The organism is Kordia algicida OT-1, from assembly GCF_000154725.1.
Classification (GTDB): Bacteria; Bacteroidota; Bacteroidia; order Flavobacteriales; family Flavobacteriaceae; genus Kordia; species Kordia algicida.
The window spans coordinates 76,586-91,391 of record NZ_DS544873.1 but is presented as its reverse complement, the minus strand read 5'-3'; the positions used below and the strand labels follow the sequence as shown (position 1 = coordinate 91,391).

The window sequence follows — 14,806 nt, the reverse complement described above, 5'->3', positions numbered from 1 at the left end:
TTTAAATAACGGGAATCCCTAAATAAGTTAGAATCATATTGTTAGTTAATAATAGAATTTGATCGCTTCTGAAAAACTTATAATAAACTTAAAATAGCCTCTAATTTGATTCTATTGGAGAAGAATATTTAACCTAAACACCTAATAATAATGAAGAAATTTTTTACATTATTTTGTTTTTTAATTATATTGTCTTGTCAAAAAGATGATAGTATCAATCAAGATCAAAATCAGGATTCATTAGCGAGAGCTAGAGTTCAAATAAAAGTCGGCAATGAGGTTTCTAAATCTGCCATAGAATATATTAAATTGAGGACAAACAATTCATTTACAGTAGAGAATAAAAAAAACTCAATTTCTTTATCAAAAACACCTTTCAGTTTTAAGTCATCTGGCTTAGGAATTGTAGATACGAATAAAGAAATCGTAGTTGTCAACGAATCGAATACTAAGCACACATTTAAAATTATTTCGCCGTTAGAAGAAAATAGTGTGACAAACTTGATTGTCGTAGAAACAGAAAATTCATCTTATGAGTATTTCATTAAATACAACTTTATAGGTAATATTCCCACTAATGAAGAAACCAATGCGATCGATTTATCTAAATTTTCAGGCACGATTGAAACCTTTAATAGCAACGGACAACAAATTGGATATATTAGTATGGAAAATGGTTCTATGACAAACAGTACAGGTCAGTTTTCCCCTTGTCCTGATGATCCGACTGATGAACCTTCAGATGATGATTCAAGTGGTTCTGATGCTAGTACTGGCATACCGAGTTCGAATTCTGCTGATGATAATGAAGTTTATAATAACGTTGACTCTAATAGTGGTGGCGAATTTGAAAACTTAGATGATGATTGTGGTTTAAGTTGGAGCTATGCAAGATGTGGTTGTGGCGGTGGTGCTGACGGACATCCTCCTAGTGGAGCGTGGTGTTGTCAAGGAAGCCCTATTATTATAACAGATTGTAATGGGAATGCTATAGCACAAAGAAGTTCAAACAATGATACTAAATTTAAAAATTCATTGACTGAACCTTGCGATGATGGCGATGTAGGTGTTTTAATTGATAAAGAGGATTGTGATACATCTAAAGAAGACTTACAGAAAATCTTTCCAGATATGACTGACGACGATGCTACATTATTAGCAAAAATGATTAACGATAAAGGTGCTGACTTTGGTATTGACTCAAAACATAAACTATGGCACTTTCTAGCTCAAGCTGGTCACGAAACTGGTGGATTTGCTAACTTAAATGTAACGGAAAGTACATATTGGACAACCGCTAGTTTATTGGCTAAAACATATCGTAAAAGATTTACAATGGATTCACTAATTGCTGTAAATGATTCTACAAAGTATTTTGCACCAGACTACCTCCAAAATTCTAGCGGTGTTGCTAATATTGCTATGTGTTGTAAATATGAAAATGGAGACGTGGCAAGTGGCGATGGCTACAAATATAGAGGTCGTGGTATATTTCAACTTACGTGGAAAGAAAATTATAGAAAATTTAAAGAATTTTATAATAATAAGTACGATCCTGATATAGATATTGTTAATACCCCTAGTGAGGTAGCAACAAATGATACCTTAGCCATACTAAGTGGTATGTGGTATTACAAAACACGGGTATTAGATAAGATGACTGTTGATTCAACAACGACAGTATATAAGTTAACAAAAAAAATTAATGAAGCAAGAGCTGGTCTTAAAGACCGAAAAAAAAGATTTAAAAAAGCAAAAGATTCGATTGATTGTGTAAACTAAAATATGAAAAATATGAAAAATATGAAATTTACAATTGTAACAATAGTATTATTGGTATGTATGCTAACTTCTTGTAAAGGACAAAGCAAACTAGAAACTCAGCAAACATATAGCACAGAAATAATAGGTATTTGGGAAAATAATTCGGAAGCAGGACATAAATTAGAATTTCTATCAAATGGAATATTAAAAATTTATTCAGAAAATCAATATGTAGGTTCTATGAATTATGCAGTTGTTATAACATGCAATGGGCATACTACAAGTGATAATAGAATATTTTTAAGTTTGGAAGAAGATGGAGATATTAGTTGTTCTACACTAGAAACAGTGAATGAAGACAATAATAATTTTTTATCTATGACTACAGAACAAGGAAAGTTAGAGACGTACACTAAAGTTAATTAATAAGTTTCTCACATGAATTAACATAATAATTAGCTAATTAATCTTAAAGAGTTATGGAATTCCATGACTCTTTTTTTTTTTACGTACTTAATATTACCTAACAAAACCTTACACTATTAACGGTAAAACCGTAAATAGTAAATTCTTACAACATACTTTTGCAAAATTGTGAAAGTTTTTTCTATTTTAGCATAATATTCGTTAATGGTTCTACTGTAAATTTCTGACTTCACGTTTTTTAAATACATTTGGAAATAATGTTAAATTTAAAACGAGAGACATGAAAAAAGTTGTATTTATTATATTGATTATGTTTGGATTATCATTTATTAACGGATGTACACCAAATAACTTAACAGATGAGGAAACTATTGAATTTCAAGCAACAGGTCACAAGGAAGTCGGAGATCCCGATGACCAAGATGACGAAGATGAAGTCGGTGGCTAAATATTTTTACCCATTAATGATTGTCGTAGTAGTGTCTATAAGTATTACTGCGACAATTATTCATAATTCAATACAAAAGGATTCTATTGAATTGAAAAATCATAAAAAGACGTTTCCTATATTATTGGATGATAGAGACACTAAATTAGAAAATAGTGTCATAGACTTAAAAAACAATAAGATAAATATCCTTGAGTACATTTCTATAAGAAAAAGTATATTAAATGAATATTCCAATAAGCATAAAAATTATGTTTCTAGGAAAAGAGAAATCATGGAAAATCAATCATATCTAGGATATTCTTCTTACAAGAATTTTTTACTTGGAATTGGTATTAGATTTTTTACTTTAATTGTAAGCCTATTTTATTTTAGTTCAAAAATAAAACAATATTACGAATCAAAAAATCAGAAAATTTTCTATTTAATTATTTCAAGTTCCTTTGTTCTGACTTCGGGTTATTGGTTTACATGGAGTTTAATATATAAAGTAAATTCTATAGGCGAATACGACTTTGAGCAATGGCACCAAAACGTTTTACTTATTGTCTCTCCAATTCTTATTTTAGCATCTTCTTACTTCTTATTCAAACATTATCAAACTATTGAAGAAAGGTTGAAGAAAGTAATATCTACTTTATTCGATCAAATATTATATGTTATTCCTGAGAATGGATTTGTCAAGGACGAAAAGGAAAATGACTACACTAAATTAAATACAAAAGTGATTATTGAAGTTGGAAAAGAAATTAATAAATAAATCAAATGTCGGAGTCAGAGAAAGCAAAAGAAATCTTAAACCAACTTAATAAGAAAGGATATATTAAAGATCGTTCTAAAAAGTCTTATGAAAAACGTTCCAAAAAAATAGAAGAAGAATTAATCAAATTAGAAGAAAGATCAAACGAAAAAGAAAGAAAAAATAATGAGTCTTTTATAAATTTACCTAGTGGACTTATATTTATGGTTGATAATTTTAAAATCACTACATAAATTTCTATTTACTTTTTTGAGAATTTACGATTGCTCCCAACTCCTTAATTTCTGCTAGGCGTTTTTCTAGCCTTTGTTCTACACTATCTTTTATAAATAATCGCAAGTACTCAGAAATTTCAAAATACTTTTCTTTATTTTTTATAAGTTCTTCAATAACATGTAACATCAAATCTTTAGAATTAGCGAAATAAACTTCTTTGTTATTTTCAAAATGCGTAATTAACTCATCTAGTTCAAATCTTACGCCCAACTTTTCAATATAAAAATCCTTATCATCTTTCAAGTACATTTCTCCCTCTCCACTTAAAAGCCACTTTCGCGAAACCTTGTAATTATTACAAAGGTAATCAGCTAATAAATCAAGAGTAGATTGGTGTGGATTCTCTGTTCTACCTTTAACAATATTTCTTATTGTTACTTGTGAAACTACTTGATTTAATTCTTCTGCTGTTTTGTAAGAACTAATTTTTAAATCATTGAATACTTTAGTTATTCTATCTTTCATTAATTGCGAAAGTTTTATTGTATTATTGTGAAATAATTATGATAATTACGAAAGTTTCCTTATTTTAGTAAGGTCGTTAAACCAAATATAAATAAACTATGAATAAAAGTATTTAGGATCGTGAAAAACAACTCATATAGAAATGAAAATTGCAAAATACTTTGTAAGCTTTTTACTTCAAAAATCTAAATAACATAGTTGTAATTTTTAATAAGAAATGGATAATATTTACGTATTAATCTTAATTATCATTAACCTCGTATTCATTGGAATCTTGTTATTTTTTATGTTTAAAATGCATAAAATTATTAATAATGTACATAGCATATTGAGTATAGAAAGTTTAAAATTTGACAAATTGGACTTTGCTGAAACTAAAGATCGAATCAAAGAAATGCACTCCGTAATATTAATGATGAAATTCGCAAAATTTTTAGAAAATATGGTTGATAATGAAGATGAAAAATAGCTTAAAAGCAAAGCTTTCAAAATCCCCGTTTTTAGAATAATCCGAAAAATACTTCTCATTTTCGGGGATTGAAAGCTTTAATTTTAGTCAAGCGAGTAGGCTTAATAAATTCTCAATTGACTGTTTTTTTAACATGTAACAAAGTGGCTATTTTGTTTAATATGCATGACTATTTTGATTTTTAAACGAAAGTTTAATTCGGGAATCAAAAATGCCACTTTGTTCTTTTGATTCAAAAAGTTGAATTTACTAAAATAAATTGAATGACCATTTAAATTATCGAATTCATCTTAACCCAAGTGTATCTATTGTAGCGTATTCCACTGAGCCTAACCAATTGTTATTGATAGCCTTTTTAACATAAAGATTCATGGTTAGTGAGACACAGTTTCTAGTAGGTATTTTTGTAATGGAAGTTATCATACTATTAGTTATCGTAAGATACTTCTATGTAAAAAACAAAAGAAGGAAGAAAATAAAAAATAAAGTGGATGAAGAAATCGAAAAGGAATTAACAAATAAAGATCGTAAATACCCCTAGCTAGTTCATAAGGAGCGCGTTAAGTATTTTAAAGGTTGGCTATGGTTTTTAACTAAACTCATGTTTAAATACTCTTTAAACAACTAAGGCGACAATAGGTAGTTTCAAAATCAGTCGCCTTGCCAGCCTAGAAATAAGAGTTAACACATTTTTTTTCAAGTTTTTCATCAGGCACTTTTGGTAGTGTTTGAAGGTGTGTTAAAAATGGAGTTTTAGGGTAATAACTCTAGCAAAGCGATAGCTGAATCGTTATCGCTTTGCTTAAAGTAATCAAATAACACGTAGAATGTATTTTTCTATTTCCAAACTATAAAAAGACACTTTTTGCAATACGGGTGTCAACATTCAAGATGTGTTTAGAGTGAGTTTTACATTTGCTTACTCTTTTAGCGGCAAAGCGATAGCTGAATCGTTGTCGCTTTGCCACTAAAAATTAAACGTACTGATTTTAACTTTCTGAGAAGTTTTTAAAGGGAACTGTAATCGATATAGGGTTTTGATTTTGGTTCTGTCAGTATGTAATGATCGGGTTGTAATGACAACCTGTGACCTAATCTAAACTTTTAGTTAGGCAGACAGGGCGGTTCTTACGATGGCTAGTCAGACCGCCCTGTTATCTAAAAGTAACATTTAATGATAGAATTATGAAAGAAAAAATAGTTTTAATCTTGGTCACACTAATACTCTGTAGTAGTTGTAGAGACATCAAAAAATTAGATGCTGAAGAAATGATTGCTAAAATAGTAGATCATCAAATCGTTTTCAATGATAAACAAAAACTAATTAAACAACTAGAAAATGACATATTACAAATCAAAAAAAAAGAGATCAAAATAAATGAACTCAATATCGATTCCAGTAAGGCTTTTGACAATAACTCTTTAAATATGATTCAACTCATAGGCAATACTAGAGATCGTTCATTACAGATTTCATATGTATTAAATAAGGAACATAATTCACTCTATATAACTTCAGGAAATACAATTTTAATTTGTGAAGGTTGTACCATTGGTTGCCTACCCAAACGATCAACAAATAATGAAGGTATTTGTACCCCATGTATCACTGAAGGTATTGATACTTGCTTTAAAACAGAATCATTATTACCCAACCAATGAAAAAAGGTCAATAGAGCATATTATGAACGCTTATAAATTACAATTCCTAAAAGGCTTTATTGCTGGATTTTTATTTGCAATTCTTTTTATCGTTGTATTTGTGATTGTGGCACTATATTATAATTTGGATAAAATCCTATGACCTAAAATTCCCAAACTGTAGTACCCTTTTTTTATCAGATGGAATCCTTGATACCCCAATTGAGGATTCCTATTTTAAACGTTCAGCATATCATGGTTCTTTTTAGCAATTACCACTAAATTATCGTAAAACTAAAATTGTGCTGAACAGAAAAGCCTTGCCCTAACAAGGCTTTTCTTTTTTATCAATTAAAAGAAGATTTCTTGACTAATATTCTGAATTTGCTTCTTTGAAAAGCTGTGGTTCTTCCACACATTTTTAATTGCCATACTTCCAATTTCTTTTTTAATACCTTTCACGTTAATTAGCAGATCAAGCGCCTTTATCCATTCAGGTTCTATCGAGGCTAAGAGTCCATCCACTCCATCAGTAATATTGTTACTTGCCGAATGATAAATTGAGGTAATCGTCGGAATTCCAAATGCTGATAGTTCCAAAAACAGATAACTACTGTGATGTTTGTTGTAGGTAGTATCTTTTGCCAAGAGCAAAGCTGAATCAAGCCTTAGCTGATTTAATTTAAAAAAGAAGGTTTTAAAATGAACTGTTTTATGAAATTCTATATCATTTTGTAAGTCCAGCTTCTCTATAAGCTCATAGGTTGTAGAACTACCTAAACAAACCACTTGAATTTTGTCTTTTAATTCTTTACTCATTTTTTGAAATAACTCTTTTATGAAATTCAAATCTTCCAAAGTTGGTTTTATGAGTCCAAGACGAAATAATTCTGTGTCGTTTTTAATGATTTTCGGCATACTTTCATATCCAATTTGAGAAATTAAATTTGGAATAAACCCAGTTACCACATCAGCATTTGGATGACGCAAATTTATATATCGATGTAAAAAGTTTTTGAATTTTAAATTGGCAACTAACAATAGATCCGCACACGCTAAATTGTTCTCCAGGTTATGCAATTCGATCTGTGAAATTTTTCTCTTATCGTAACTCATAGCATTTAATGCAAAATAATTCTGATCTATATTAAAAGTAATTTGAATCATTGGATTAAACGCCTCAATTGCTTTTAATAGATACGTGATATCACTAAAAATAGGTGGAAATATGATATAATCTGCCCACACTAACAAACGCTCATCTAGTACCGTTGTAAGGTCATTTAATGAATTATTAAAATCATTACTATCTATGTTTGTAATAATACTTTTATGCGTATTTGTTTTGTCTAATTCTAATGCTTGTGAAATTAAACGATAATACCCTGTCGCATTTAATTTCGGAGATACATAGAGTAAGTGAATTTTATCATCTTCGCCCAAATCATATTTGGTGCTGAACCTTATATTTGAAGCTAATTTTTCTTTTAAATGGATTATTTTTTTCATTGATTTTCTTGTTGATTAATTGCTACTTCTACTCCGCTAATAAACTTTGCTATACGTCTTTTTGAACTCATTTCATAAATTTCTGCGACTTTTACTTTAGCTCCATAATCTTCAATCTTTTTGTAAAAGCGAGCGAGTCCAATCTCACGTTTTTTTGTCTGTGAAAACTTATAATTCCAATCGATAGAATACAGAGTTCTCACATTTCCATCAGCAAACCAAACGATTAATTTGGTTTCTGAATCCTGTTTTAATTTCCAACCTTTTGATGCGCTCATTACCTAAAAAATTTAATTAATGAACTCATTGGTATTTCTTTTACAAATTGATCCTTATCAAATGCATCAATGATGACTTTTTCATCTTTAACATGAATCCATACGGCAAGATTTTCAACGTTCAAACCATTTTTTAATGCAAAATCATTCAAGTATTTCTTGATACTAAAGGCAATTTTGTTCTGAATTCTTGATAATTCTGCGGTTTCTCTGTCAATAAAGAAATAGGCAAGTTCTTTTGTTGGAATGGCTTGAATGGCTTTAGATTGATCGAACAAATAGGCTTTGATTGTATGATCTTTTTGCACAATTTTTAAAAAAAGACGTGCTTTTGGAATCTTGGTTTTACTTGAAATAAATGCTGTATTTTGAATGATATTTTTGGTTACCATTTTCTCATAGCCAAAAATATCAACCGATAAGTCTGTAACGGCATTTCTAATCTTTTGACTGAATGTACTAAGGGTGTTTTTTGATGTTTTTTTCATTTTATCATGTATTTACTGTGAGTGATTGAATGATGTTTTGTTTAAAATTGTAGCATAGAATTGATCCATCAATTCAGGAGAATTAAGGCTTTCAATACGCTTTTCACAATCTTTAAAAAGCTGTAAACGAGAAAGTTGTTTTGAAGTGTCTTTTTCCTCGTTATTTATAAAACGTCGAATTTGAGCGTGTAGCATCAGTTTGTCCCGAGTCTTTCGCTTTGCTTTCATATGAATTTCATACCAAGCTTTTGTTCCTGTAAATCCATATTTGTTAGTCACATCAAAGTACCTATCAGGCAATTGAACGTACCTATTTTTAGAATCTTTTGCTAGATATTTACGTACCAATTCAATACGCTGAACATAAATATTATGAACTTTTGCCAAGTTTCGCTCTGATACAGGCGCATACCAATCCCGCAACAACTCTTTTGCCCTTAACTGCTGATTTTTAGTGAGAAATGTATTTTTATAGATCGTCTCTTTAGAGAGATTCCATAGTGAATCCACATAGAGATTAAGGGAGGAAAAGCAACAAGTCTCAGGCATTGAAGCTGTGTCTTTTGCTTGTTTTATGACTTGTTTGCTTTGTCCTTCCTTCTCTACAACACTATTTTGTAAATCACTTACATTTGAGGAGTATTTTTTGCTGATTTTATCATCTTTTGGAACATTTTTTTGCGCGCCTGGTGTGCCTTTCAGGGGTGGCTCGTTACTCCTTTTTGCGCCTTCCTTCTCTACGTATCCTGTAAATTTGTTTCCAGTTTTGTTTCCAGAAAAATAATGTGACGTGAGCGCAAGCGAACTCCTTTTAATTTTGTTATCAACTGCTATTATTATATTATTTATGTAACTATTGTTACTAGAGTCAGATTGCGGACAAGTTGTCCGTAAAGAATTTTTAAAAAACTGATTATCAGTAGTTTTCTTTTTTTTGTCGTCTTCCAAAAATTCGTCTTTATTAACGGGTTTTAAACCGCTTATTAACAGAATATTTGAGTTAAAACGAAGCTGGTAATTCGCCTTTCTACCTTTATAAACTTTTTCGGTAAGTACTTTAGCATCTAATAGGCGCTGTATATGCCTTCTGATAGTCCTTGTACTAACATGAGCCATTTTTGCTAGTTGCTCGCTATTGGTTTCTAAGGGTGGAATATTATCCACTTCTAAAGGCTTGATTTTATGAGCCTTTAAAAGTGATAAACCATAAATTTTGATAATTTCTTTCGCCGTTGCAACAATGGGTTGTCGCAAATGATTAGAAAGCTTGTCGCTGTTTGAATTATGATGTTTTACAAATTGATCTAATCGCTTAAAAACCGTTGAAAAATGAATGATGTTCATCTGTGGAACAATTTCGACGCATCAGTTTCTGCTGTCTGCGACGTAGGTTTGGATTAGCGTGTTTTTTTAACATCTGAATATCATGTTTAATGCTTTCGATATGAGCCTTTACCACCTCATCATCTTTTTGAACAATGGACTTTTTCATAAGCTATTGTTCCTTTTTAATTGCTGATTCATCTTTACTTATCAGCTTATTGGATTTTTCATAGAGTTTCTTCAGCTTGGCTTCTTGTTCTTCTACAAGTTCCAAACAAGCCTCGTAACAAGACATCCAAGATTTTTGCCTTATCGTTACTTCATTGAAAAATTTACTGACAGTGGGTTGCGAACGTCCAGAACGATTTGCAACTTCTGTTGTTGGATTGTCGAATAACGACATCATCCTTTTTTTTAACGACTTATAGTCTTCTGAGCAATACATATATAAAAGGGTTTTAATGTCAAACTTATAAGTGCTAGTCAAGTTATAATTTAGGCGTTACCCATGTTTTGATAAGCTTTAACAAAACTTTATGGAAACCACATCAAACTCTTATAAACGTTAACAAAGTTTTGTATAAATTAGAACAAACTTTATAGCAAATTTCGCCAAACTTTACATAAAAAATTAACAAACTTTTGTATAAATTATACTAAAAATTAACCAAACTTTTATATAAATTTTACATAATTTTTGTTATATTTGATGACAAACACGACCAAATATAAATAAAAACAACTAAATTTTACTAAAAATAGTTGAATAACTTTTATGTGAAATGTACCGAAACCTTAAAATTTTCAGTAACTATTGAAAATAAACCTTCTAATTATGGAAAAAAACTACCCTAAAAAAAATCAAATTATTAAAATTGATGAGCTTTTTATAAAAGCCATCGATCAAATAGTCAAAGATTCTAAAAGTGCAGGAATTAAACCTGATAGCTACAACGGTATTAATAAACTAATCTATCCCCAAAGTATGGGACTTATCTCTAGAGTTAGCAAAGGAAAAAATCATATAACACACAAAGCCCTTATAAATTTTGCAAAAGAGTATAATGTGGATATGAATTACTTCTACCATGAAAATACCGAGTTTACATACGATTTAAATAATTTTTTACCAGCTCACAAACAGAAGAAAAAGATAGCGCTTGGGAAGGAAAAATTTAAAGAAGAAGATATCAAATTTGATACTGATAAAATTGAAGACTTTATAAGTTTTGAGCATGAACAATTAGCCAAAACTTTTAAACTTGATACACTTATCTGGACATTTTCAAAATTACTTCCAAAAGATGCTTCACAATTTTTTTATAATATTTTGAAAATAATTAAAGTGGATTATCAGACAAGAATTCTCGAATTAAATGAAAAAATTGATTTTTTAGAAAAAAGCATCAAAAAATTAAATAATGAATTAATTATTTCAAAAGATAACGAAAATAAAACTTTAAAAAAATTAATTGAAAAAATGAAATAGAAAAATTAATCAGTTAATTAACTAATAAACAGATAGTTAATTTTATAAAAATCAAACCACTTTTATTTTTAACGTTAAAAATAAAAGTGGTTTGATTTTTTTTGTGTACTTTTAAAAAAAATTAAATAAATCGTGAAAAAAACAGAAAAAATAAGCTTTTCAACTATTAATGAAAAGCTTAATAAAAAAATTTATCCCACAAAATTTATCACGGGTGTTTCCACACAAGTACTATTTACCTGGAAAAATCAATCACTAATTCCACTTTACAAACCTGTTGAAAAAGGTTGGAATAAATACAGTTTAGTTGATATATTATGGATAGGTATTATCGAAGAATTGAAAAAGTTTGGCTTTACTAATGAAAAGATTATAAGTATAAAAAATCAGCTATTAGTCATTGATGAAATAATTGAAAATGAACAGGACAAGGGAGAAGAAATTGAAATCTTAAATCTAGCCATTATCGAGATTTTTAAAAGTGCAAATCCGATTTACATCATTATTGATGAAAATGGAAATACACAAGTTTTAAATGCCTATGCAATCATTGATAAGATGCAAGCAAATAAACTAACAAATCATATAATCCTAAATCTTAACCAACTCATAAAACTTAATATAGAAGCGCTATATGAAGAACCTTCACTAGATGAGTTTAAAGGACTCAGCAAAGATGAGCTTCAAGTACTATTGATCCTACGATCTGAAAACTTTGAATCTGTGAAAATTATAAAGAAAGGTGGCGAGATTGATACCATAGAAAGTACAGAGATCGTTTCTAATGGCGAACGGATTTTGAATATCTTAAAAGGTCACGATTATCAACATATTGAAATTAAACAAGCACGTGGAAAAATTGTTCAAATCAAACGAACAATTAAAGAGCGTACATAATAATTTAGAATAAAAAAAGGGAGCTGGCTTCCCTGATAAGTCCAAACTAATATACTGACCGCAGAAACGGAAGTGTATTAATTTAATTAAAATGCAAATTAAAAAAACAGATGAAAAATTTATTGACTTAAAAAAATTAAGTGAAATTCTTCTAATGAGAGGGATTAGAAGTGCAAAGAATTGGTGTGAGACTGTAGGCATCAAAATACAAATTGTCGGTAATAAATCAGTAGTACATCGCTTTTTAGTAGATATGGAACTTGATAAAAGTTTGATCGTACAACTAAAGAAAAAATACCCGAAAAAATGGGAAGAACTCTATAGGTGTTATATCGACAATGACCGATTAGGATATCTTATGCTTCTTGAAGATAATCCTGAATTAAATATTAGAAAAATTTCTAATACCATTACTCCGATGTCTGATACTGCAAAATCATTTGCTAATTCTTAAAGGGTATGAAAAGAAAGAAATTACCCAGCAAAAGACATAAGGGATTATTTCTCTACTGCAATGAGTGCAAAAAATACTTCTCATATACTAAAACTACTGTTAAGCAAGGTAACGGAACAGTAATTAGAAAAGAACCTGAGTGCGGTAAGAGCAAATCAAAACTATCAAGATGTAAGTCTCCAGAAAAACATCGCTATAAAAGTCGATTACATTATCCTGGACAAAACCAAAGAATTATAAGCAATACCTTAAATGCAGAAACTTATAATGAAGCTGTGACACAAGCAATAGCATTTGAAGAAGAATTTAAGGCGAAATTATCCTTTACTGAACTGCCTTATGACACAAACAAAAGAGTATACTTATTTGATGCGCAGATCAGATACCTTGATTTTTTGAATGATATTGGTGTCCCTGACCATAAAAAAGTCAATAGATCAGATCATTATAAAAATGAAGTAAAAAGAAGCTTGTTATTATTTAATGAAGCACTTACTAAGAACAAGATTAATAAAAAATTAATGCTGGTCGATATGATAAATGATACGCATGTGGGCTATTTTCATTCACATTTGTTAGTCGATAAACAATACAGTAATAAAACCTATAACAATAAAATGACTTCGGTAAAAGGTTTTTTTAAATGGGCTATTAAAAAATTTAAACTCAATATTTATAATCCTTTTGAAGATGTTAGAAAAAGAACAGTTGCTGTTAAAAAAGAAACTATTAGTGGAAAAGAATTTAAAGATTTGTTAGCTATTTTATCCCCTGAAAATGGGATTGTATATGAAGGGCAAACTAAAAGAAATAGATATAAATCCTATTTAAAAGATGGTTTTGAATTAGCACTTCATACAGGTGGTAGACGCGAGGAAATTGTGGAACTCAAATGGAATATGATTAAAGAAATTGAAAATGAACCCACCTATATTGTAGTTCCGAATTTGAAAGTTCAACGCCAAAAAGGAGAAGGATTCAATGATAATGTTGCCCCGAAAATTATTCCCGTGACCAAAAGCCTATTAAAGTTATTGCTAAGACTCGGGTATAATGAAAATAAAGGAAGTCACAATTATATTTTAGTTCCTGATCGTTCAAAAACTTCTACAATTGCAATTATGAATAATCTATCGAAGGGTTTTTCACATTATTATAAAAAGCTTAATACAGATCGTGATTTGCAATTAAAATGCCTGAGAAAAACATACCTTAGTTATCTAAACTCGACCCTAAGCGGAGATACAAAATCTTTATCCTCTCATACCTCTGATGAGATTCTACAAAGACATTATATCGATGAGAGAATAATTAATAGAGCTGTTAAAGAACTTCAAATTTTTGACTCTTAAAACAGGCAAAAAGATACTTTTAATAGATACTTTTTTGTAATTTCGATTAAAATTTATTTTTATATCCAAATATTAAACAAGTAAAAATCTGAAAATCAGGTTCTTACTTGTTTTTTTAAAATAGATCAAAAGTTGTGAGTTGTGAGTTGTGAGTTGTGAGTTGTGAGTTGTGAGTTGTGAGTTGTGAGCCAAAAAGCCATTTTAGTAAATTAATGAAAATCAGTGTTTTAAAAATTCACAGATTTGCAAAACTATGTTATTTCTATGCAAAACCATACTTCAAAAAGATACTTTTTATTTATTAATTTTAACGGTTACATATTAAAAAATCAGCTAGTGTTTGAAACATTTTTATCTGACCAATATACATTTAATTATTTTAAGAAAATTTATATTTTAATGATAAAAGTCTTGAATAATCTGTTCCTATTTTATAACCACGTATGACCATTAGTCTTGGCGAAAATACGCCCAAAAAACATTTAATGAAACCTATGATTTTTCCAAATATTCCCAAGGCTTCTATAGGCATAAAACATATATGTATAGAAGACAGCTAAACAAGGAACACTTCGACTCTGCTCAGGATGAAAATACTTGTAAAATGTATTTGTAAAACAAAATTATTTTTAAAAGTAAAGAGTAATACCAAAAAAATGATATTACTCCTTACTGTAAATTTTTAATTAATTCTCTTAACTATTTCATTTTTAATATAATCCCTTATATGGGATAGATTATTTTAAAATAGTTATAGAGACAGCTCT

16 protein-coding genes are annotated in these 14,806 nt (G+C 29.5%); 10 read left to right on the top strand and 6 right to left on the bottom strand.

The annotated features are described in order from the left end of the window. The first annotated feature begins 150 nt into the window (after positions 1 to 150). The 5 genes from KAOT1_RS21695 (at position 151) to KAOT1_RS00410 (ending at position 3,631) form a co-directional block, all read left to right on the top strand. On the top strand, positions 151 to 1,782 hold the full coding sequence (locus KAOT1_RS21695; RefSeq protein ID WP_007092679.1) for a glycoside hydrolase family 19 protein: 1,632 nt from the start codon (positions 151 to 153) through the stop codon (positions 1,780 to 1,782). 21 nt (positions 1,783 to 1,803) lie between these two features. After that, positions 1,804 to 2,190, top strand: coding sequence for a hypothetical protein (locus tag KAOT1_RS00420; protein ID WP_162014324.1), 387 nt, complete (start codon positions 1,804 to 1,806; stop codon positions 2,188 to 2,190). A gap of 310 nt (positions 2,191 to 2,500) precedes the next feature. Further along, positions 2,501 to 2,638, top strand: a complete 138-nt coding sequence (locus tag KAOT1_RS22585; protein ID WP_157559950.1) for a hypothetical protein — start codon at positions 2,501 to 2,503, stop codon at positions 2,636 to 2,638. Between the two features lie 16 nt (positions 2,639 to 2,654). After that, positions 2,655 to 3,398: a hypothetical protein gene (locus KAOT1_RS00415; protein WP_007092676.1), complete on the top strand. Its 744-nt coding sequence runs from the start codon at positions 2,655 to 2,657 to the stop codon at positions 3,396 to 3,398. A gap of 5 nt (positions 3,399 to 3,403) precedes the next feature. Next, complete coding sequence (locus KAOT1_RS00410; RefSeq protein WP_007092675.1) at positions 3,404 to 3,631, top strand: hypothetical protein; 228 nt, start codon at positions 3,404 to 3,406, stop codon at positions 3,629 to 3,631. A 4-nt stretch (positions 3,632 to 3,635) separates the two neighbouring features. Here KAOT1_RS00410 and KAOT1_RS00405 read toward each other — a convergent pair whose 3' ends face one another. Next, the gene (locus KAOT1_RS00405) at positions 3,636 to 4,139 is read right to left on the bottom strand and encodes a hypothetical protein (protein WP_007092674.1); all 504 of its coding nucleotides are present in this window, start codon (positions 4,137 to 4,139) and stop codon (positions 3,636 to 3,638) included. A gap of 1,654 nt (positions 4,140 to 5,793) precedes the next feature. On the opposite strand from KAOT1_RS00405, the gene KAOT1_RS00395 reads away from it, so the two are divergent. After that, entirely contained in the window at positions 5,794 to 6,270 is a 477-nt protein-coding gene (locus KAOT1_RS00395) for a hypothetical protein (protein WP_007092671.1), read from the top strand. A 330-nt stretch (positions 6,271 to 6,600) separates the two neighbouring features. Here KAOT1_RS00395 and KAOT1_RS00390 read toward each other — a convergent pair whose 3' ends face one another. The 5 genes from KAOT1_RS00390 to KAOT1_RS00370 form a co-directional block, all read right to left on the bottom strand. Continuing rightward, a complete protein-coding gene (locus KAOT1_RS00390; protein ID WP_007092670.1) occupies positions 6,601 to 7,758 on the bottom strand; it encodes a type III PLP-dependent enzyme domain-containing protein in 1,158 nt (385 codons plus the stop codon). Further along, positions 7,755 to 8,036, bottom strand: coding sequence for a hypothetical protein (locus tag KAOT1_RS00385; RefSeq protein ID WP_007092669.1), 282 nt, complete (start codon positions 8,034 to 8,036; stop codon positions 7,755 to 7,757). Before KAOT1_RS00385 ends, KAOT1_RS00390 begins: the two co-directional genes overlap by 4 nt. Further along, positions 8,036 to 8,524 carry a hypothetical protein gene (locus tag KAOT1_RS00380; protein ID WP_007092668.1) on the bottom strand — a complete coding sequence of 163 codons (489 nt, stop codon included), beginning with the start codon at positions 8,522 to 8,524 and terminating at the stop codon, positions 8,036 to 8,038. The genes KAOT1_RS00385 and KAOT1_RS00380 overlap by 1 nt, the downstream gene beginning before the upstream one ends. Before the next feature lie 12 nt (positions 8,525 to 8,536). Then, positions 8,537 to 9,868, bottom strand: a complete 1,332-nt coding sequence (locus KAOT1_RS00375) for a hypothetical protein (RefSeq protein ID WP_007092667.1) — start codon at positions 9,866 to 9,868, stop codon at positions 8,537 to 8,539. A 151-nt stretch (positions 9,869 to 10,019) separates the two neighbouring features. After that, a complete protein-coding gene (locus KAOT1_RS00370; protein WP_238528660.1) occupies positions 10,020 to 10,253 on the bottom strand; it encodes a hypothetical protein in 234 nt (77 codons plus the stop codon). A gap of 429 nt (positions 10,254 to 10,682) precedes the next feature. Here KAOT1_RS00370 and KAOT1_RS00365 point away from each other — a divergent pair, with 429 nt between their 5' ends. From KAOT1_RS00365 to KAOT1_RS00350, 4 genes are all read left to right on the top strand, one after another. Next, positions 10,683 to 11,336, top strand: a complete 654-nt coding sequence (locus KAOT1_RS00365) for a hypothetical protein (RefSeq protein ID WP_007092665.1) — start codon at positions 10,683 to 10,685, stop codon at positions 11,334 to 11,336. A gap of 132 nt (positions 11,337 to 11,468) precedes the next feature. After that, a complete protein-coding gene (locus KAOT1_RS00360) occupies positions 11,469 to 12,233 on the top strand; it encodes a MerR family transcriptional regulator (protein ID WP_007092664.1) in 765 nt (254 codons plus the stop codon). Between the two features lie 91 nt (positions 12,234 to 12,324). Beyond that, positions 12,325 to 12,687: a hypothetical protein gene (locus KAOT1_RS00355; RefSeq protein ID WP_007092663.1), complete on the top strand. Its 363-nt coding sequence runs from the start codon at positions 12,325 to 12,327 to the stop codon at positions 12,685 to 12,687. Between the two features lie 5 nt (positions 12,688 to 12,692). After that, entirely contained in the window at positions 12,693 to 14,039 is a 1,347-nt protein-coding gene (locus tag KAOT1_RS00350; protein WP_007092662.1) for a hypothetical protein, read from the top strand. The last annotated feature ends 767 nt before the right edge of the window (positions 14,040 to 14,806 follow it).

Bases quoted from the DNA above. Each gene is read 5' to 3' on its own strand.
- KAOT1_RS21695 (WP_007092679.1), top strand. From the start codon at position 151: ATGAAGAAATTTTTTACATTATTTTGTTTTTTAATTATATTGTCTTGT.
- KAOT1_RS00420 (WP_162014324.1), top strand. From the start codon at position 1,804: ATGAAATTTACAATTGTAACAATAGTATTATTGGTATGTATGCTAACT.
- KAOT1_RS22585 (WP_157559950.1), top strand. From the start codon at position 2,501: ATGTTTGGATTATCATTTATTAACGGATGTACACCAAATAACTTAACA.
- KAOT1_RS00415 (WP_007092676.1), top strand. From the start codon at position 2,655: ATGATTGTCGTAGTAGTGTCTATAAGTATTACTGCGACAATTATTCAT.
- KAOT1_RS00410 (WP_007092675.1), top strand. From the start codon at position 3,404: ATGTCGGAGTCAGAGAAAGCAAAAGAAATCTTAAACCAACTTAATAAG.
- KAOT1_RS00405 (WP_007092674.1), bottom strand. From the start codon at position 4,139: ATGAAAGATAGAATAACTAAAGTATTCAATGATTTAAAAATTAGTTCT.
- KAOT1_RS00395 (WP_007092671.1), top strand. From the start codon at position 5,794: ATGAAAGAAAAAATAGTTTTAATCTTGGTCACACTAATACTCTGTAGT.
- KAOT1_RS00390 (WP_007092670.1), bottom strand. From the start codon at position 7,758: ATGAAAAAAATAATCCATTTAAAAGAAAAATTAGCTTCAAATATAAGG.
- KAOT1_RS00385 (WP_007092669.1), bottom strand. From the start codon at position 8,036: ATGAGCGCATCAAAAGGTTGGAAATTAAAACAGGATTCAGAAACCAAA.
- KAOT1_RS00380 (WP_007092668.1), bottom strand. From the start codon at position 8,524: ATGAAAAAAACATCAAAAAACACCCTTAGTACATTCAGTCAAAAGATT.
- KAOT1_RS00375 (WP_007092667.1), bottom strand. From the start codon at position 9,868: ATGAACATCATTCATTTTTCAACGGTTTTTAAGCGATTAGATCAATTT.
- KAOT1_RS00370 (WP_238528660.1), bottom strand. From the start codon at position 10,253: ATGATGTCGTTATTCGACAATCCAACAACAGAAGTTGCAAATCGTTCT.
- KAOT1_RS00365 (WP_007092665.1), top strand. From the start codon at position 10,683: ATGGAAAAAAACTACCCTAAAAAAAATCAAATTATTAAAATTGATGAG.
- KAOT1_RS00355 (WP_007092663.1), top strand. From the start codon at position 12,325: ATGCAAATTAAAAAAACAGATGAAAAATTTATTGACTTAAAAAAATTA.
- KAOT1_RS00350 (WP_007092662.1), top strand. From the start codon at position 12,693: ATGAAAAGAAAGAAATTACCCAGCAAAAGACATAAGGGATTATTTCTC.